This is a genomic window from Nonomuraea rhizosphaerae (assembly GCF_019396405.1).
Classification (GTDB): Bacteria; Actinomycetota; Actinomycetes; order Streptosporangiales; family Streptosporangiaceae; genus Nonomuraea; species Nonomuraea rhizosphaerae.
The window spans coordinates 1-18,614 of sequence record NZ_JAHKRL010000389.1; the positions used below are offsets into that span (position 1 = coordinate 1).

Below are 18,614 nucleotides of genomic sequence, written 5' to 3' on the forward strand. Positions count from 1 at the left end.
GCTCGCCTGTACCACCTCGCCGCCACGGCGTCGATCGTCGTGGCGGCGCTGGCCGGTGACCGCTACGGCTACTCCTGGTTCTTCACCGTCCTCAACCCGGTCCTGTTCCTGCTGCTGCCGGCCGTCCTGGCCGAGGCCACCCGGCTGCGGCGGGCCTACCTGGAGGCGGTCAGGGCCCGCGCCGAGCACGCCGAACGCAACCGTGAGGAAGAGGCCCGCCACCGCGTCGCTGAGGAACGCGCGCGCATCGCCCGTGAGCTGCACGACGTCGTCGCCCACCACCTGGCCCTGGCCAACGCCCAGGCCGGCACGGCCGCCTACCTGGCGCGCACCCGCCCCGACCAGGTGCAGAGCATTCTCACCGACCTGGCGGGCACCACCTCCTCCGCGCTGCGCGAGCTGAAGGCCACGGTCGGCCTCCTGCGCCGGCCCGGCGACCCGAGCTCCCCGCTGGAGCCCGCCCCCGGCCTCGGCCGGCTGCCGGAGCTCTTGGCCGCGTTCGCCTCCGCCGGGCTGCACGCCGAGGTCACCGTCGCGGGCGCGGAACGGCCGCTGCCGCCCGGCGTGGACCTGACCGCCTACCGCATCGTGCAGGAGGCGCTCACCAACGTCGCCAAGCACGCCATGGCCGCCGCCACCCAGGTCCGCCTGGACTACGGCGCCGACCGGCTGACCATCACGGTCACGAACGAGGCCGTCCCTGTGGCGGCGCCTCCCGCCGGCCCCGGTGAGGGCTTCGGTCTGCTCGGCATGCGCGAGCGCGCCCGCTCGGCCGGCGGCCACCTCCGCGCCGGACCCGCTCCCACGGGTGGCTTCACGGTCACCGCCGAGCTCCCGATCCCGCTGTGACCCTCATCCAGGACGCCCGTGCACCCAGAACGCCCGTGCACCCAGGACGCCCGTGAGGACGCGCGCATGACCATCCGCATCCTGCTCGCCGACGACCAGGCGCTGCTGCGCCAGACGTTCCGGATGCTCATCGAGGCCAACCCCGACATGGAGGTGGTCGGCGAGGCCGCCGACGGCGACGAGGCGATCGCGCTGGCCCTCGCCCACCGCCCCGCGATCGTCCTCATGGACATCCGCATGCCCGGGCTCAACGGCCTGGCCGCCACCGCCGCCATCTGCGACGACCCGGCCCTGTCGGCCACCCGCGTGCTGATCCTGACGACCTTCGAGACCGACGAGTACGTCGCCCAGGCCCTGCGCGCGGGCGCCAGCGGGTTCCTCGGCAAGGACGTCTCCGCCGACGCGCTCCTCGACGGCATCCGCACCGTCGCCGCCGGCGACGCGCTCCTGTCGCCCGCCGCCACCCGGGCCCTCATCACCCGCTTCCTCGCCGCCCCGCGACCGGACACGCCGGCGGCGTCCCGCGAGCGGCTGGCCGCCCTCACCGCCCGCGAACGTGAGGTCATGGCGCTGGCCGCCGAGGGCGGCTCCAACGCCGAGATCGCCCGCCACCTGGTCGTCAGCCCGCTGACCGTCCGCACCCACATCCAGCGCGCCATGACCAAACTGCACGCCCGTGACCGCGCCCAGCTCGTCGTCATCGCCTACCAGACCGGACTTGTCCGCCCCCAGCCCCCACAGGATCCCTGAACGGCACCGCGCTTTCCGAACATCACTGACTAGGCCCGTACGGCTGGGGCAGGACACCAGGGACCCGTAAGCTGTCCCGAAGAGTCACTGCGACATACCGTTGGGTGCCATGACGTCCACCAATGCGCCTGGCCGGTCGAAACGGAGGCGACTCGCCTCCCACGCCCGCGCCAGACTTAGCTGGGTGCTCGACACGAAGCAATGGGCGACCGTGCGAGCGGCCACCAACGCGGGCGTCACCTACCGTGTGACGGGCCTGGCGGGCGAGGCCGCCTTCTTCGCGCTGCTGTCGCTGCCGCCCTTCGTGCTGGGCCTCATCGGCGTGCTGGCCAAGCTCGGCACCTGGGTCGGCCCTCAGGTGGTCGGCCAGGTCAAGACCTGGGTCATCGACCAGGCCGGCCTGCTGTTCACCGACGACGCCGTCCGCAAGGTGGTCAACCCGCTCATCACCGACGTCCTCAGCGACGACGCGAGCAAAGTGTCGATCATCTCGCTCGGCTTCCTGCTGTCCCTGTGGTCCGGCTCGCGGGCCCTCTACGTGTACGTGGACCTCATCTCCGTCGCCTACGGGCTCGGCGAGGAGCGCGGCATCATCAGGACCAGGCTGATGTCCTTCGGCCTGTACGTGATGGGGCTGGTCATCGGCATCATCGTGATGCCCGTGCTGGTCATCGGCCCGACCCTGCTCAAGGACGCGCTGCCCGTCGAGTACGGCGGCCTGGTGGACCTGCTCTACTGGCCGGTGGTGGTCGTCGGCTCGGTGCTCTTCCTGTGCGTGCTCTACCACGTGAGCGTCCCCGTGCGCACCAAGTGGTACCGGGAGCTGCCCGGGGCGATCCTGGCGCTGTTCCTGTGGATCGTGTGCGCGGCCGTGCTGCGGGCCGTGCTCGCGGCCTGGTTCTCGCCCGTGTCCGTGTACGGCTCGCTCGCCGCCCCCATCGCGCTGCTGCTGTGGCTCTACATCACCGCGCTGGCCGTGCTGATCGGGGCCATCCTGAACGCCGAGGTCGATCGGCTCTGGCCCGGCGAGGGCCGCGCCAAATAGGGCCGCGCCAAATAGGGCATAATCCGCCCGGTGGACGTACAGCGGAGGGTGGGCCCGTACACGCTCGTCAGGAAGCTGGGCGAGGGCGGGATGGGGTTCGTCTACCTGGCGGAGGACCCGGCCGGCCGGCGCGTCGCGCTGAAGATGATGCGGCCCGAGCTGGCCGCCCGCGAGGAGTTCCGGCGCCGGTTCGGCAAGGAGGCCGAGGCGGCCGGGCGGGTGGCCCGGTTCTGCACCGCCCCCGTCCTGGACGCCGGGCTGGAGGACGGCGCCGCCTACCTGGTCACCGAGTACGTCGAGGGCCCCGACCTGTCGGCCGTGGTCAGCCGGCAGGGCGCCCTGTCCGGCTCGAACCTGGAGGCGCTGGCCGTCGGCGTGGCCACCGCCTTGGCCGCCATCCACCAGGCCGGCGTCGTCCACCGTGACCTGAAGCCGTCGAACGTGCTGCTCAGCGCCGTCGGGCCGCGGGTCATCGACTTCGGCATCGCCCAGCTCGCCGAGGCCGGAGGGGCGCCCGCCACCATCGCCCAGAGCATGGGGACGCCCGCGTACATGTCGCCCGAACAGGCCAAGGGCGAGCCGGGCACCCCCGCGAGCGACGTCTTCTCCTGGGCCGCGCTGGTGGCCTACGCCGGCATCGGCCGGCCGCCGTTCGGGACCGGAGGGGTGGCCGAGGTCGTCTACCGGGTGATCAACCACGCGCCGGTGCTGGACGGGCTGGACGAGCGGATCCGGCCGCTGGTGGAGAAGGCGCTGGACAAGGACCCGGCCCGGCGGCCGAGCGCGCAGCAGCTCCTGGACCGGCTGCTCGGGCGGGCCGAGGTGCCGGTGGACGCCGCGACCCGCCTGGTCAGCGACACCTGGACGCCGATCGTCCAGCATCCCGCCCCCGCGCTCCAGGCGCCCGCGCCGTACCCCCGGTCAGGCCCGCCCGTATCGGGGCCGTCCGTATCGGGGCCGCCCGGACAGCCTGACACGGCGCGCCCGGAACGGCGCTCACGCCGCCGGCTGGTGCCGGTGCTCGGGGCCGTGCTCGCCGTCCTGATCGGGGCGGGCCTCACCCTCGCCGTGCTCCGCCCGTGGCAGCAGCGGGCCGCCGACCCGGGCACGCCCGCCGTCTCCAGCACGCTCGACGCCATGGGCGGCAAGTTCCGGGTGCAGGTCGACTCGCTGGTGCGGCAGGGCGGCGCGGTCCGCCTGCTGTGGACGGTCAAGAACGTCGGCACCGGCAACGTGCCCCTGTACGACAAGTTCGGCAAGGACATCTTCGACCACACCGTCTCCCAGGTGAACATCGTCCCTCCCGGCGTGGGCAACCCGCTCTACCCGGCCAGGAAGGGCAGCGACTGCCAGTGCTCCACCATCCCCAACGCCCCCTTCGACGAGGGCATGCAGCTCCAGTTCTGGGCCTCCTTCGACGGGCTGCCGCAGGACGCCGACAGAGTCGACGTCAACCTCGGCCCGCTCGGCGTGATCAAGAACGTCGCCGTCTCGCCCGCCTGATCGGCGCCCGGTTCCACCTGCGGCATCCGCTATCGTCTAGGGGGTCGCGACTGGCGCATTGGGTGGGATCGACCACCGGGGAGCGAAGGGAGCGGAGGCCGTGCGCCTGGGTCTTCGCACAACGCACATATGACAGGGAGAGCCATGAGTACGCTCGCCAGCGTCGACCCGCAGATCGCCGACCTCATCAAGGCGGAGGAGCGCCGCCAGGCCGACACCGTCAAGCTGATCGCCTCGGAGAACTACGTGTCCAAGGCGGTCCTCGAGGCCACCGGCACGGTCCTGACCAACAAATACTCCGAGGGCTACCCGGGCAAGCGCTACTACGAGGGCCAGCAGGTCATCGACCAGATCGAGACCCTCGCCAACGAGCGGGCCAAGGCCGTGTTCGGCGTCAACCACGCCAACGTCCAGCCCTACTCCGGCTCGCCCGCCAACCTGGCCATCTACATGGCCTTCGCGCAGCCCGGCGACACCGTGATGGGCATGGGCCTGCCGTTCGGCGGCCACCTCACGCACGGCTGGTCGGTCTCGGCCACCGGCAAGTGGTTCAACCCGGTCCGCTACGGCGTGCGCCAGGACACCGGCCGCATCGACCTCGACGAGGTCCGCGAGCTGGCGCTGGAGCACCGGCCCAAGCTGATCTTCTGCGGTGGCACCGCGATCCCGCGCACCATCGACTTCGAGGGCTTCGCCTCCATCGCCCGCGAGGTGGGCGCCGTGCTCGCCGCCGACATCGCCCACATCGCGGGCCTGGTCGCGGGCGGCGCGCACCCGTCCCCCGTGGGCCACGCCGACGTGATCTCCACGACCACGCACAAGACGCTGCGCGGGCCGCGCGGCGCTATGCTGATGGCCACCACGGACGAGCACGCGACCGCCCTGAACAAGGCAGTCTTCCCCGGCCTGCAGGGCGGCCCCCACAACCACACCACCGCCGCCATCGCCGTCGCCCTGCACGAGGCGTCCACCGAGGCGTTCAGGACGTACGCGCACCAGGTGGTCGCCAACGCCAAGGCGCTGGCCGAGGAGCTGTCCGGCCGCGGGTTCGACCTGGTCTCCGGCGGCACCGACAACCACCTGATCCTGCTCGACCTCACGCCCAAGGGCATCGGCGGCAAGCCGGCCGCGCAGGCGCTGGACCGGGCCGGGCTGGAGACCAACTACAACACGGTGCCGTTCGACACCCGCAAGCCGTTCGACCCGAGCGGCATCCGCATCGGCACGCCGTCGGTCACCTCGCGCGGCATGGGCGAGGCGGAGATGCGGCAGATCGGGGCGTGGATGGACGAGGTGGTCACCGCGCTGTCCAAGGGGGACGCGGAGGCGGTCATCGCGCGCGTCCACAACGAGGTGAGCGAACTCACCGCGCAGTTCCCCGCGCCCGGGCTTTCGTAGATCTTTTACGGCACAGCCGCCCCCACCGCCACCCGCCGCACGTGGCTGGGGGCCTCCAGGAACACGGCCGCTGACCGGATGACGGCCGGGCGCCGTCACGCGCGAATTCTCAGCCGGTGGCGTGGACAGCGCCGGCCGGTGGCGTGTTTCACGTCTCCCGGTGGCGTGGGCGGCGCTCAGCCGGTGGTGCCGTCGCGGATCGGCCGCAGGTCGCCCTCCCGGATGATGGCCACCGGCAGGATGTGCTGGTCCGGGTGCCGTTCCGCTCCTCGTGCGTCCACGTACGAGCGGTCCGGCGCCTCCTTCGTCAGGCGGAACACCGTGGCATGCCGCACCGTGCCGTCCGCCAGCCACGGGTCGGCCATGCCGAGCACCCGGCGGGGTGTGTCCGTCACCGCCCTGATCGCGTCGGCCAGGGAGAGGCCGCAGGCCAGGAGCTTGGTGACCGTGGTGGCCAGGCTGTGCACCGGGCCCGCGACGTTGCGGACATGGAGGTCGGTGCTGATCGTGTGCGGCGGGTGGCCGGCCGCGATCGCGCGTTCGGCCACCTCGAAGCTGAAGCTGGCCGCGCCGTGGCCCACGTCCAGCAGCACGCCCCGGTCCAGGGCGCGGGCCAGCGCGGGGACCGGGGTGCCGTCGGGCCGCCACGGGTGGCCGGTCTTGCCGTGGTAGCAGTGGGTGATCACGTCGCCGTCGTCCAGCAGGTCGAGGACGTCCTCGACCAGGGGTGGGGCCTCGCCCACGTGGACCAGCAGCGGCAGCCCGGCCTGGCGGGCGACCAGCCGGCCCAGCTTGAGCGGCTGCAGCTCCATCGCGCCGACGATCGCGCCGCTGGAGCGGACCTTCACGCCGCACACCAGGTCGCGGTGGCGTTCGATCGCGGCCAGGGCGGCGTCCACGTCGATGAAGGCGGGGTCGGCGGTCTCGCGCAGGTGGACCAAGCCGTGGGAGCCGATGTTCAGCCAGGCGCGCACCGTCGTGCCGGCGGCCGGGGCCACGTACCTGGCCAGGCCGTCGATCGTGGCCTGGCCCGCGCTGCCCGCGTCGGCGACCACGTGCACGCCCTGCTCCAGCCCGGCCCGGTCGGGGGCGAGGCTGATCTGGGTCATCCCGTCGTAGACGTGCGTGTGCAGGTCCACCCAGCCGGGACCGATCCACAGCTCTCCGGGCTGCCCGGACGCGGGCTCCAGCGTGCCGGAGGGCGTCAGCCGCACGGTCGCCCCGGAGCCGGCGACCGTCATGACCTCGTTCGTGAAAAGCTCGTTCGTGAAGGCCTCGTTGGTGAAGGACTCGTTCGTGGAGGACTCGCTCACGACAGCGCCTCCGTCACCGCCACGTTGTGGAAGGCCCGCCTGATCCGCCCGATCGCCGCCGAGTTCCTGGTCGGATGCACCCGGTTGGTGAGCAGCACCACGAACACGTCCAGCTCCGGATCCACCCACAGGCTCGTCCCGGTGAACCCCGTGTGCCCGTAGGCGGCGGGGCTGAGCAGGTCGCCGCCGCTGCACCCGTGCTGCTCCCAGCCGGCCCAGGCCAGCGCCCGGCCCCCGGTGCGGGTGCGGGTCATCACCTCCAGCGTGCGGGCGCCGAGCACCCCGCCGCCGCCCGAGCACAGCGCCCGGCCCAGCCGGGCCAGGTCGTCCAGCGTGCCGAACAGCCCCGCGTGCCCGGCCACCCCGCCCATCACCTCGGCGTTCTCGTCGTGCACGGTGCCCTGGACGAGCCGGCCGCGCCACGGGCAGTCCTCGGTGGCCGCCGCGCGCCGCCACTCCGGCTCGGGCAGCAGGAAACGGGTCTCGCCCATGCCGGCCGGGGCGGTGACGCGCTCGCGTACGAGCCGGTCGAGGGGCAAGCGGGCGGCCCGCTCGGCGATCAGGCCGAGGATCATGAAACCCTGGGAGCTGTACTCGACGCCGGGGGAGGGGCGCAGCGACAGCCGCGTCACCGCGCCCAGCAACTCGTCACGGGTCGGGTGGTCGCGGTAGAGCGGCTGCTGACCCGGGATCCGCGACGTGTGCGTGAGCAGCTCGTACACCGAAATCCCGGCCTTGTCGGTCCCGGCGTACTCCGGCAGGTGCAGCGCCACCGGGTCGTCGAGCGTCAGCTCACCCGACTCCACCAGCGACATCACCGCGAGCCCCGCGATCGGCTTGGTCACCGAGGCCAGGTCCCACAGCGTGCTCTCCGTCACCGGGTCGCCGTCCCACGCCAGCGTCCCCAGCCGCCCGCGCGTCACGGGCCCCCGGGATCGGCCGTAGGCCCAGGCCGCACCGGAGAACTCCCCGAGGGCGCGAGCCCGTTCGAGCACGTCGGTCATCCGTTCCTCCCGATCGCCGCCGAGACGCGGGCGGCGGCGGCCACCACCAGCGGTCCCAGCAGCGGTACGTCGTCCTTGCTCAGGTTCAGCGTCAGTCCGGCGACGCTCACCGCCCCCACCGCCGTCCCGCTCCCGTCGCGGACCGCCGCTCCGACACAGCGGACGTTGGTCTCGTTCTCCTCGTCGTCGATCGCGTACCCGCGCTCCCGCACCGCCTCCAGCTCCTGGAGCAGCAGCGCGGGGTCCACGATCGTCGCGGCCGTGTTGCGGATCAGCGGCGAGGTCGCCGCGATGACCGCGCGCACCTCCTCCTGTGGCAGGTGGGCCAGGATCGCCTTGCCGATCGCGGTGCTGTGCAACGCGATCTGCGTGCCCACGCGGGAGGCCATCCGGTACGGCTGCTGCGACTCGACCTTGGCCAGGTAGACCGCCGCGGTCTCGCTGCGCACCGCGAAGTGCACGGTGTGCGAGGTGTGCCGCTGGAGGTTGGCCAGGATCGGCCTGACCAGCGCGGTCATGTCGCCGTCCGTCAGCGCCGCCCCGGCCAGGGCGAGCATCGCCGGGCCCGAGGCGTACGTGCCGTCGCCCTTCGTGACCGCGTACCCCTGCGCGATGAAGATCTGCAGGATGCGGTGGACGGTCGTCTTGTTGACGCCGGTCCGCTGGGCGATGTCGGCGAGGCTGCGAGGCCTGTCGTGGCTGGCCAGAGCCCCGATGACGGCGAGCGTCTTCTCCACCGCATTCATATGCACCTGTCCTGAAAGGGTTGACGCGCCTAACCGAAACCGGCCATATTCAACCAGATGATACGAGATTTCACCAGATGAAATGAAAGGGGCAGGAATGACGATCGCCCGCCGAGATCTCTTCAGGATGGGCGGCCTCGCCGCGGCGGGACTGGCGGCGCCCGGCCTGCTCGCGGCCTGCGCCAGCACCTCATCGCCTGCCTCCGGCGAGAAGGCGGCCGCGGCGCTGCGCGTCTCCCTGGCCTCCGACGCCACCACGCTCGACCCGCAGAAGCAGGGCGACCTGTCCTCCATGAACGTGCTGATCAACGTCTTCGACACGATCACCGTCCGCGACACCGACGACAAGCTGGTCGGCGGCCTGGCCGAGCGCTGGGAGTCGGTCGACCCCAGGACGTGGCGCTTCCACCTGCGCCAGGGCGTCACGTTCCACAACGGCGAGCCCTGCGACGCCGCCGCGGTCGCCTACAGCATCGAACGGCTGATCGACCCGGCCACCCGCTCGCCCATCGTCGAGCTGCGCCTGGTCACCAAGGCCAAGGTGGTCGACGACCGGACCGTGGACCTGATCACCAAGGAGCCGGACCCGATCCTGCCTGCGAAGCTGTCGCTGTTCGGCGGGGTCGTGGTGCCGCCCAAGTACATCAAGGAGAAGGGCGAGCAGGCCTTCGCCGAGCACCCGGTCGGCACCGGGCCGTTCACCTTCGAGTCGTGGCAGCGCGACAGCCAGATCACGCTCAAGGCCAACCCCGGCTACTGGAACGGCAAGCCGGCCGTCGAGCAGCTCACCTTCCGCGTCATGCCGGACCCGTCGTCGTCGCTGGCCGCGCTGCAGTCCGGCGAGGTGGACGTCGTCACCGGTCTCACCCCGGACGCGGCCGACCAGCTCGGCGACGCTCCCGGCTTCAAGGTCGTCACCGCCCCCGGCGTCCGCACGTTCTTCGTCTCGCTGGACACCACCGAGGGCCCGCTCAAGGACAAGCGCGTGCGCCAGGCGCTCAACCACGCGCTCGACGTGCCGACGCTGATCAAGTCGGTGCTCAACGGCGCCGCCGAGCGCACGCCGACGCTCATCCCGCGCCAGGCGTTCGGCTTCGACCCGGCGATCCAGCCGTTCGCCCATGACCTCGCCAAGGCCAAGAGCCTGCTGGCCGAGGCCGGGCAGTCCGGTGGATTCTCGCTCAAGATGAGCGCCTCCACCGCCGACAAGGACATCGCCCAGGCCATCTCCGGCCAGCTCGCCGCCGTCGGCGTCAAGGCCGAGGTGTCGCTGCTCGACCCGGCCACCTTCAAGGGCCGCCTGGTCAGCGACAACAAGAAGGCGCTCGGCGCGATGTACTACGTCGGCAACTCCGGCTGGACCATGGACGCCTCCAGCAACCTGCAGTCCTTCGTCCGCCACGACCGCCGCCAGAGCCGCTGGGACAACTCCCGGGCCGACGAGCTGATCGACAAGGAGGAGCAGTCGGTCGACCCGGAGACGAGGCGGAAGGCTTTCACCGAGCTGCAGAACCTGCTGATCGACGAGGCCCCGTTCCTGTACCTGTACCAGGTGAGCATCCTGTACGCCGTCAGCGACAAGGTGCGGTGGAAGACCAACGCCAACGGCACCCTCGCCATGGCGAGCGCCAAGCTGGCATGACGGGGTTCATCGCCAGGCGCGTCGGCCACACGGTGCTCGTGCTGTTCTGCGTGGCCACCGTGTCGTTCTTCATCGTCAGGCTGGCCGGCGACCCGGTGCAGCAGATGCTGCCGCCGGAGGCGACCGCCGAGCAGGAGGCCACCCTGCGCGCCAGTCTGGGCTTCGACCGGCCGCTGCTCGACCAGTACGTCTCCTACATGACCGGCCTGCTGCGCCTCGACTTCGGCCAGTCGGTGTTCTTCCACCGCCCGGCCTTCGAGGTGATCGCCGAACGGCTGCCGATGACCGTCGACCTGGCCGTGGCGGCGATGGTGTTCACGCTGGCCGTGGCCATACCGGCGGGCATCGTCTCGGCCGTGCGCCGGGGCACCGCGACCGACACCTCCGTCATGGCCTCCGTCCTGGTCGGCCAGTCCACGCCGGCGTTCTGGGTGGGCATCCTGCTCATCCTGGTCTTCGCCGTGAACCTGCGGTGGCTGCCCGCCTCCGGCACCGGCTCGCCCGCCCACCTGGTCCTGCCCGCGATCACCCTCGGCCTGTACTCGGCCGCGATGATCGCCCGGCTGCTGCGGTCGTCGCTGATCGACGTGCTGGGCGAGGACTACATTCGCACCGCCAGGGCCAAGGGCCTGTCCGGGTTCAAGGCGGTCACCTCGCACGGGCTGCGCAACGCCTCCCTGCCCGTCGTCACCGTCGTCGGCCTGGAGGTCGGCAGCCTGCTCGGCGGCGCGATCCTGACCGAGCAGGTCTTCTCCTGGCCGGGCATCGGGCGGCTGACCGTGGAGGCGATCACCTACCGCGACTACCCGCTGATGCAGGCGACCGTGCTGTTCCTGGCGGCCGTGTTCGTCGTGGTGAACCTGATCGTCGACCTGTCCTACGCCGTGCTCGACCCCCGCGTGAGGCTGACCTGATGGGCACCGCCATTCTCCGCGCGCTGCGCAGGAACCACGCCGCGAAGGTCGCGATCGGGATCATCGCCCTGGTCGTGGTCGTCGGCCTGTTCGCGCCGCTGCTCGCGCCGCACGACCCGAACCTGCAGAACCTCTCGCTCAAGCTGCGCCCGCCGTTCTGGCTGGACGGCAGCGAGCCCGGCTACCCGCTCGGCACCGACAAGCTCGGCCGCGACGTGCTCAGCCGGGTCATGTACGGCACCCGCGTCTCGCTGCTCGTCGGCCTGGCCGCCACGCTGCTGTCCGGGGTCGTCGGCTCGGCCGTCGGCGTGGTCAGCGGCTACTACCGGGGCTGGCGCGAGCAGGTGTTCATGCGGCTGGCCGACGTGCAGCTCGCCTTCCCGTCCATCCTGCTGGCGCTGGCGATCATCGCCGTGCTCGGGCCCAGCCTGTTCTTCCTGATCCTGGTGCTCGGCCTGACCGGCTGGGTGTCGTACGCGCGGGTCGTCCGAGCCGAGGTGCTGTCGCTGCGCACCCGCGAGTTCGTCACCGCGGCCAGGGCGATCGGCGACACCGGGCCGCAGATCATGCGCCGCCACCTCCTGCCGAACATCGTCGCCCCCCTCGCCACGATCGGCACCCTCCAGGTCGCCTCCATGATCGTCGCGGAGGCGTCGCTGAGCTACCTCGGTCTCGGCGTCCCGCCCAGCATCCCGACCTGGGGCAGCATGCTCGCCGACGGCCAGCTCTACCTGCGCGGCGCCTGGTGGATCGCGGTCTTCAGCGGCGCTGCCATCATGATGACAACACTCGCGATCAACGTCACCGGTGACATGCTCCGCGACGTCGCCGACCCGAAGGCATACAACAGATGAACTTGGCCTCCCATTACGTCTGCGACGACTGCCACACGCAGGTGCCGCTCAGGACCCCCGCGCTGCTCTGCGAGGCGTGCGGCGGGCTCCTGGAGATCGAGTACGACCTGGCCGCCGCCGACCCGGCCGGCATCGTCGAGCAGGCGGCCAAGCGCCGCGACCTCGGCCTGTGGCGCTGGTCGGCGCTGCTGCCCGACGCCGAGCCGCTGCACCTGGGCGAGGGCGACACCCCGCTCATGCGCACCCGCCGGCTCGGCCGCCACGTCGGCCTGCCGAACCTGCTGGTCAAGAACGACACCCTCATGCCGACCGGCAGCTTCAAGGACCGCGGTTTCTCGGTCGCCGTCGGGTTCGCCCGCTCGATCGGCGTGCGCCAGGCGTTCACCTACAGCTCCGGCAACGCCGGCGCGTCCTTCGCCGCGTACGCGGCCCGCGCCGGCATCGAGGCGACGATCCTGGTCGAGGACGTGGCCAACGAGTCGAAGATCTCCGCGATCAGCCTGACCGGGGCCCGTGTGCTGCGCCTGCGCTACCGCTCCAGCCTGGAGATCTTCGCCGGGGTGAGCGCCCTGTCGGAGGCCGGGTTCTACTGTTTCGTCAACTTCATCAACCCGGTGCGCCACGAGGGCATGAAGACGTACGCGTACGAGATCTGCGAGGCCCTCGACTGGCGCGCGCCCGACGTCATGGTGCACCCGGTCGGCACCGGCGGCGGCCTCTACGGCGCCTGGAAGGGGTTCCGTGAGCTGCACCGCCTCGGCCTGATCGACCGGCTGCCCCGGATGGTCGGCGTCCAGCCGGCCGCCTCCGCGCCGCTGGTCAAGGCGTTCAACGAGGGCAAGAAGGTCGCCGGCCGCCACGGCGACGCGAACCTCACCGTCGCCCAGAGCATCGCCGGCGACGCCCCCATCCAGGGCGGCTCCCGGGTGCTGAAGGCCGTGTACGAGTCGGGCGGGCGGGTGGTCGCGGTGGACGACGACGACCTGTTCGAGGCGATGCGGCTGCTCGGCGAGGAGGGCGTGTCGGCCGAGCCGTCGGCCGCCGCCTCCACGGCCGCCCTGCTCCGCGCCCGCGCCCAGGGCTGGGTGTCCGAGCGCGACACGGTGGTGAGCGTGGTGACGGGCGGCGCGCTGAAGCAGCCGTCGGCCCTGGCCCGGGCGGCCCGGCCGCCGCAGGGCACGGTCCGGGCCGACCCGGCGGAGCTGCTGCGGATCTTCCGGGAGGGGATCGGATGAAGGTGCTGGAGATCAGGAGCGGGAGGCCGGTGTGAGCGCCGTCCTGGGGATCAGGAGCGGGGGACCGGTGTGAGCGCCGTCCTGGAGATCAACGACCTGCACGCCGAGTTCCGCCTCGACGCCGGCACGGTCAAGCCGGTCAACGGGGTGTCGCTGTCGGTCGAGGAGGGCCAGACGCTGGCCGTCGTCGGCGAGTCGGGCAGCGGCAAGACCGCCACCGCGCTGTCGATCCTGCGCCTGCACCCCACCCCGCCCTGCGTCTACACCGGCGGCGAGATCGTCGCCGGCGGCCGTGACCTGCTCAAACTGTCCGAACGCGAGATGCGCGGGATCCGCGGCAACGAGATCGCCATGGTCTTCCAGGACCCCATGACGAGCCTGAACCCGCTCAAGACCATCGGCGCCCAGATCGCCGAGTCGCTCCGCCTGCACCAGGGCCTGTCCAGGTCCGAGGCGCGCTCCAAGGCCGTGGACGCGCTGCGCGAGGTCGGCATCCCGACCCCCGAGCGGCGGGCGGGGGAGTACCCGCACCAGTTCTCCGGCGGCATGCGCCAGCGGGCCATGATCGCGATGGCGCTGGCCTGCCGCCCGAAGATCCTCATCGCCGACGAGCCCACGACCGCGCTGGACGTGACCGTCCAGGCGCAGATCATGGAGCTGCTGGCCGGGCTGCAGGAGCGGTTCGGCATGGCGATCGTGCTCATCACGCACGACCTCGGCGTGGTCGCCCGCTCGGCCGACCAGGTCCTGGTCATGTACGGAGGGCGGCCCGTGGAGCTGGCGCCGGTGGACGACGTCTTCGCCGACCCGCGCATGCCGTACACGCGGGCGCTGCTGCGTTCCATGCCGCGCGGCGACGTGCCCGGAGGCGCGCCGCTGGACCCGATCCCCGGCGCCCCGCCGAGCCTGTTCGCGCCCCCGCGCGGCTGCGCCTTCCACCCGCGCTGCGCGCTGGCCCGGCCGGAGTGCGCCGAGCTGGTGCCGGAGCTGACCGAGAAGGCGCCGGGCCACAAGGCGGCGTGCGTCCTGGAAGGGAGCCTGCGATGAGCGAGCCGCTGCTGTCCCTCCGAGGGGTCCGCAAGGAGTACACCGGGCATTTCGGGCGCTCCAAGGTCGTGGCCGTGGACGACGTCTCGCTCGACATCCGCCCGGGAGAGACGCTGGGGCTGGTCGGCGAGTCAGGCTGCGGCAAGACCACGCTGACCCGCGTCATCCTGCGGCTGGTCGAGGCCAGCGCCGGGGAGATCTGGTTCGACGGCCGCGAGCTGCTCGGGATGGGCCGGCGCGAGCTGCTGTCCGTACGGGAGAACATGCAGGTCGTCCTCCAGGACCCGTACGCGAGCCTGAACCCGCGCATGCGCGTCGGTGAGATCGTCGCCGAGCCGCTGGTCACCCACGGCCGGGTGCGGCGCGGCCGGGCCGAGGCCCGCTCCCGGGTGGCGGAGCTGCTGGAGTCGGTCGGCCTGGAGCCGGGCAGCCAGGACCGCTACCCGCACGAGTTCTCCGGCGGTCAGCGGCAGCGGGTGGGCATCGCCAGGGCGCTGGCGCTGGAGCCGAAGCTGGTCATCTGCGACGAGCCGGTCAGCGCGCTGGACGTGTCGATCCAGGCCCAGATCATCAACCTGATGAAACGGCTGCAGGCCGAGCGGGGGCTGACGTACCTGTTCGTGTCGCACGACCTGTCGATCATGCGGCAGATCGCCGACCGGGTCGCGGTGATGAACTTCGGCCGGATCGTGGAGCTGGCCGGCACCGAGGAGCTGTTCACCGCCCCGCGTCACCCCTACACCCACAGCCTCCTGTCGGCCGCCCCCGTCGCCGACCCGGTCGTGGAACGGACCCGCAGGCGCATCGTCCTGCGCGGCGACCCGCCGTCCCCGGCCGATCCGCCGTCGGGGTGCAGCTTCCGTACGCGGTGCCCGGTGGCCCGGGACGAATGCGCACAGGCCCGCCCCCCGCTGGAGGAGGCGGGCTCGCCGGGACATGTCGCCGCCTGCTTCTTCCCGGTCAGGGACGCGGCGGAGCTGGTGTCCTGACGTTCCGCGCAAAAAGGGACGCCCCGCCGCTCGGAGGAAGCGACGGGGCGTCCGGGACGCCTCTCAGGGGTGTGGCCGGTTACCCCCGGGAGGCTGAGCGGTCAGGTGCGGACGGGACCGAATCGTCCACACGTGACCCGGGATGGCCGCGGCATCAACGGGACCGAATCGCCGATGCCTGACCAGGTCCGTCAGCCCAGGAAGATGTAGTCGGCCTTGTACGGGACCTGCGCCTGCGCGCCCACCGTGCACGTCCCGGCGGGAGCCACGCCGCCCTCGGTGTTCAGGCGCAGGATCGTGGTCGCGTGCGCCAGCAGCCCGCTGTCCTTGCCGGACTGGGTGGCGTCCAGCAGCAGCTCGGGGATGTTGCCGTCGCCGTTCGGCGTCCTGGTGACCACGGCGCCGCGCACCGCGCTGCCGTCTGGAGCGATCCACTGCGGCGGTCCCGCGGCGGGCGTCACGAAGGAGTGGTCGATGCCGCGCCGCAGCTTGGCCGTCACGCCGTACTGGGTGAACGCGGTCGTCCCGTTCTGCTCGGTGCAGGCGTAGATCTGCGAGCCCTTGAGCACCTCGGCGGTCAGCGCGCGCGGGTGCTTGAACGGCGCGCCGGACAGCTGGCCGCGCACCGCGCCGCCGCCGAACTCGGTGGTGTGCAGGTTCGTGTAGTAACGCCCGGGGTCGGCGGCGATGTGCCTGACCACGGAGGAGGCGACGCGGGTCTCGCCCGCCAGACCCGTCAGGTTGCCCGGCAGGCCGGCCGGGTCGGCGAACAGGTCGGCCGCCACGGCGCCGTTCCTGCCCGCGACGCCCTTGTGCAGGTGGCCGTTAGTGACCGGCGCGAGAGCGTTCCAGGAGACGGTCCAGCCGATGGACGAGCCGTCCGGACGCAGCCACCACGTGGCCTTGCCGTCCTGGTCGCCGCGCTTCTTGCCGTCGTCCGCCTTCACCTCCTGGGCGCCGTCGGCGGCCGAGGAGAGGCCGGCCTGCTCGCTGCCCTGAAGCACGCCGTTGAGGTCGACGGGCTTGTTCAGCCGCATGAGCTGCCCGCGCACGGCGCCCTTGGGGTGGGCCGCGTCGTGCACGTTGGCGTAGAACCCGGCGGGGTTGTCGATCAAGGCCTTGACCAGCTCGGGGTCGGTGGTGACGGTGCCGGTCACGCCGAGCGCGGACTTGGGCAGCGGCTTGGCGAAGAACTCCAGCTTGACGTCGCCGTCGGCGCCTTTGGCGCCGGCGTGGACATGGGCGGCGACCGGAGAGCCGATCTTGTTCCAGCGGGCGGCGAAAGTGATCTCGTTGCCACTGATCTTGATGACGACGGTCGCGCGGCCGTCGTCGTCACCCTTGGAACCCACCTCGTTGGCGCCGCGGAGGCCGGCGGCGAGATACACCTCGTCGCCCGAGGCCTGGGCGGGGGAGGCGGTGACGGCAGCGGTCAGGAAACCCGTGGCGAGCAGTGCCCCGGACACGGCGAGCGTGCGGATCGGCATGGCAAGAACCTCTTCAGGAGATGTTTATCCGGTGGAGTACGGCAGGCAGTACGCGCCGCCGCCCCGAAGCGGTTCAACCGGGTTATGCGTAATTCTGCACAGAAGGGCGAAGACCTGAAAAAGCCCTCCCACCTGCGGTGGAAGGGCTTCTGAGCGCTCGATCAGGCTCGAACGGTAAGCAAAGTCTGCCCTGTCGAGGTGACCACCTCGAAATGGTCGATGTCCTTCAACGCCCACGGGCTGCCGCCGTGCATGTAGAGCGGCTCCGGCTGCCCGGGCACCCCGTACCCGGCCTTCGGCACCGACCACCCCGTCATGATCCGCCGTTGCCCGTTCTTGGCCACGGAGACCAGCTCGCACTCCAGCGGCCCCGTCACCCCGGCCAGCTTGAGCGCGGCATGCGTGCCCCAGCCCTTCTCCTCGATCACCAGGCCACCGCTCACGCCGGCCGCGCCCTGGCCCGGGATGGGCGTGCCGTCGGCGTAGAACTGCTCCGCCGGCCCCAGGTGCGAGTTGTGGCCGCTGGCCGCGACGGACGGCGCCGAGTCATTGCCCCCCAGTTGAGTGCCGACCGCGAGCCCTCCTGCCACCAAGGTCACCGAGGCCGCGAGCCCGATCACGAACGTGCCGCGCCTGGACCGCCGGTCCTCCGCCTTCTTGCGACGGAGCAGGTCGATGACCTCGGCCTGCCCGTCCCGGGGAGGGGGGTCGTCACGCACCGGCCCAATCCCCGTAAGAACGCTGGCAACTCCGGACAATTCAGACAACTCCGCCGTGCACGACGGGCAAAGGGAGAGGTGCGCCTCGAAAGCGATCTTGTCGTCATGGTCCAGCAGGCCGAGGGCGTAGGCGCCCACGTCGGTGTGCTCCACTCTGTTCACGCCGTCACCCCTCTCTCCTGTAGCGCGACACGCAGGGCGCGAACCGCGTAATAAACCCGGGACTTCACTGTGCCAACGGGGATGCCGAGGGCCAAGGCGGCGTCGTTCACCGACCGGTCCTGCAAGATCGTCTCGTTGAGGATCTCGCGGTGAGCCGGTGATAACGCCATCAGCGCCTCGGACACGACCACCTGGTGCAGCAGTCCTTCCATCTCGTCCGGCACGGGCATGCTCTCCAGCGGGCCGTCGCCCGATTCTTGCGGGCGGGCTTCTTTGCGCCGCCGGTCATCGATCACGATACGACGGGCGACCGTGGCGAGCCAGGGCATGAGCGAAGCCGAAGCGGGATCAAGCTGTTCCGAGCTGCGCCAGGCCCGGATCATGGTCTCCTGCACCACGTCCTCGGCCCATTGCCGGTCGCCCGCCGTCAGCCGGATCACAAAGGCCAGCAATGGTCGGTGGTACTCCCGGTAGAGGTTGGACACGACAACCTCGTCGTCCGGGTGTACTCGCCTGATCCGGTGGCGTGAACGAGACTTGCCCATGGGGGCGACTCCCTCGGCCGAGGGCGGGGGACACGTGCTGACTCGCATCATTCCCCTTTCAAAGTGCAGTCGGGGAGAAGTACGGCCAGATCCCTGGTGACGGTTCAACATCGGGAGAAGAATTCCGTTTGCGTACCTGCGCAAGTCCTGCGTAGAGTCGGTCCGCAACTGGAGCGAGGAGGTGACGACCATGCGGATTGTTCTGTTCCGTCTGCCGTCCGTCAGCCTCCGGGCGTCCGCTTAGGCGCCTGGGACCACCCTTCTCGACCGTAAAGGTGTCACTCCGTTGTCTTTCGACCTTTCCATGCTCGGCTGGACAGATTCCCGCTCCATCGAGCTGCCACCGCTGACCGTTCCCGCCCGGGTCTCCCGGGTCGACCGCGGCGCCGCCGAGGTGATCGCCGCGGACGGT

17 protein-coding genes and 1 riboswitch are annotated in these 18,614 nt (G+C 71.5%); of the genes, 11 read left to right on the top strand and 6 right to left on the bottom strand.

Features of this window, described 5'->3' with window-relative positions:
* The 5 genes from KME77_RS20005 to glyA form a co-directional block, all read left to right on the top strand.
* On the top strand, positions 1 to 849 hold an 849-nt coding region (locus KME77_RS20005; RefSeq protein WP_219470009.1), incomplete at its 5' end, for a sensor histidine kinase.
* A 66-nt stretch (positions 850 to 915) separates the two neighbouring features.
* Positions 916 to 1,599 carry a response regulator gene (locus KME77_RS20010; RefSeq protein WP_219470011.1) on the top strand — a complete coding sequence of 228 codons (684 nt, stop codon included), beginning with the start codon at positions 916 to 918 and terminating at the stop codon, positions 1,597 to 1,599.
* 184 nt (positions 1,600 to 1,783) lie between these two features.
* The gene (locus tag KME77_RS20015; protein WP_219470012.1) at positions 1,784 to 2,644 is read left to right on the top strand and encodes a YihY/virulence factor BrkB family protein; all 861 of its coding nucleotides are present in this window, start codon (positions 1,784 to 1,786) and stop codon (positions 2,642 to 2,644) included.
* A gap of 30 nt (positions 2,645 to 2,674) precedes the next feature.
* The gene (locus KME77_RS20020) at positions 2,675 to 4,147 is read left to right on the top strand and encodes a serine/threonine-protein kinase (RefSeq protein WP_219470014.1); all 1,473 of its coding nucleotides are present in this window, start codon (positions 2,675 to 2,677) and stop codon (positions 4,145 to 4,147) included.
* Positions 4,148 to 4,183: 36 nt separating this feature from the next.
* Positions 4,184 to 4,266: riboswitch (ZMP/ZTP riboswitch) on the top strand.
* Positions 4,267 to 4,276: 10 nt separating this feature from the next.
* Positions 4,277 to 5,545, top strand: coding sequence for a serine hydroxymethyltransferase (gene glyA, locus KME77_RS20025; RefSeq protein ID WP_443679671.1), 1,269 nt, complete (start codon positions 4,277 to 4,279; stop codon positions 5,543 to 5,545).
* A gap of 176 nt (positions 5,546 to 5,721) precedes the next feature.
* Here glyA and KME77_RS20030 read toward each other — a convergent pair whose 3' ends face one another.
* From KME77_RS20030 to KME77_RS20040, 3 genes are read right to left on the bottom strand one after another with little or no spacing between them, the layout of a single operon-like run.
* Positions 5,722 to 6,858, bottom strand: a complete 1,137-nt coding sequence (locus KME77_RS20030) for an amidohydrolase family protein (RefSeq protein WP_219470019.1) — start codon at positions 6,856 to 6,858, stop codon at positions 5,722 to 5,724.
* Complete coding sequence (locus KME77_RS20035) at positions 6,855 to 7,862, bottom strand: serine hydrolase domain-containing protein (protein WP_219470021.1); 1,008 nt, start codon at positions 7,860 to 7,862, stop codon at positions 6,855 to 6,857. The genes KME77_RS20030 and KME77_RS20035 overlap by 4 nt, the downstream gene beginning before the upstream one ends.
* On the bottom strand, positions 7,859 to 8,608 hold the full coding sequence (locus KME77_RS20040) for an IclR family transcriptional regulator (RefSeq protein WP_219470023.1): 750 nt from the start codon (positions 8,606 to 8,608) through the stop codon (positions 7,859 to 7,861). The genes KME77_RS20035 and KME77_RS20040 overlap by 4 nt, the downstream gene beginning before the upstream one ends.
* Positions 8,609 to 8,705: 97 nt before the next feature.
* On the opposite strand from KME77_RS20040, the gene KME77_RS20045 reads away from it, so the two are divergent.
* The 6 genes from KME77_RS20045 to KME77_RS20070 all read left to right on the top strand — a co-directional run bounded on the left by KME77_RS20045 (position 8,706) and on the right by KME77_RS20070 (position 15,289).
* Positions 8,706 to 10,250: an ABC transporter substrate-binding protein gene (locus tag KME77_RS20045; protein WP_219470024.1), complete on the top strand. Its 1,545-nt coding sequence runs from the start codon at positions 8,706 to 8,708 to the stop codon at positions 10,248 to 10,250.
* A complete protein-coding gene (locus tag KME77_RS20050) occupies positions 10,247 to 11,164 on the top strand; it encodes an ABC transporter permease (protein ID WP_219470025.1) in 918 nt (305 codons plus the stop codon). The genes KME77_RS20045 and KME77_RS20050 overlap by 4 nt, the downstream gene beginning before the upstream one ends.
* Positions 11,164 to 12,018 carry an ABC transporter permease gene (locus KME77_RS20055; RefSeq protein WP_219470027.1) on the top strand — a complete coding sequence of 285 codons (855 nt, stop codon included), beginning with the start codon at positions 11,164 to 11,166 and terminating at the stop codon, positions 12,016 to 12,018. Before KME77_RS20050 ends, KME77_RS20055 begins: the two co-directional genes overlap by 1 nt.
* Entirely contained in the window at positions 12,015 to 13,253 is a 1,239-nt protein-coding gene (locus tag KME77_RS20060; protein ID WP_219470028.1) for a threonine synthase, read from the top strand. The genes KME77_RS20055 and KME77_RS20060 overlap by 4 nt, the downstream gene beginning before the upstream one ends.
* Before the next feature lie 69 nt (positions 13,254 to 13,322).
* On the top strand, positions 13,323 to 14,300 hold the full coding sequence (locus KME77_RS20065; protein ID WP_219470030.1) for an ABC transporter ATP-binding protein: 978 nt from the start codon (positions 13,323 to 13,325) through the stop codon (positions 14,298 to 14,300).
* Complete coding sequence (locus tag KME77_RS20070) at positions 14,297 to 15,289, top strand: ABC transporter ATP-binding protein (protein WP_219470032.1); 993 nt, start codon at positions 14,297 to 14,299, stop codon at positions 15,287 to 15,289. Before KME77_RS20065 ends, KME77_RS20070 begins: the two co-directional genes overlap by 4 nt.
* A gap of 191 nt (positions 15,290 to 15,480) precedes the next feature.
* On the opposite strand, the gene KME77_RS20075 is transcribed toward KME77_RS20070, so the two are convergent.
* The 3 genes from KME77_RS20075 to KME77_RS20085 all read right to left on the bottom strand — a co-directional run bounded on the left by KME77_RS20075 (position 15,481) and on the right by KME77_RS20085 (position 18,202).
* Positions 15,481 to 16,776, bottom strand: a complete 1,296-nt coding sequence (locus KME77_RS20075; protein WP_219470034.1) for a CHRD domain-containing protein — start codon at positions 16,774 to 16,776, stop codon at positions 15,481 to 15,483.
* Between the two features lie 161 nt (positions 16,777 to 16,937).
* Positions 16,938 to 17,657, bottom strand: coding sequence for an anti-sigma factor family protein (locus tag KME77_RS20080; RefSeq protein ID WP_219470036.1), 720 nt, complete (start codon positions 17,655 to 17,657; stop codon positions 16,938 to 16,940).
* A complete protein-coding gene (locus KME77_RS20085) occupies positions 17,654 to 18,202 on the bottom strand; it encodes a sigma-70 family RNA polymerase sigma factor (protein ID WP_246610279.1) in 549 nt (182 codons plus the stop codon). Before KME77_RS20085 ends, KME77_RS20080 begins: the two co-directional genes overlap by 4 nt.
* Positions 18,203 to 18,614 lie beyond the last annotated feature (412 nt).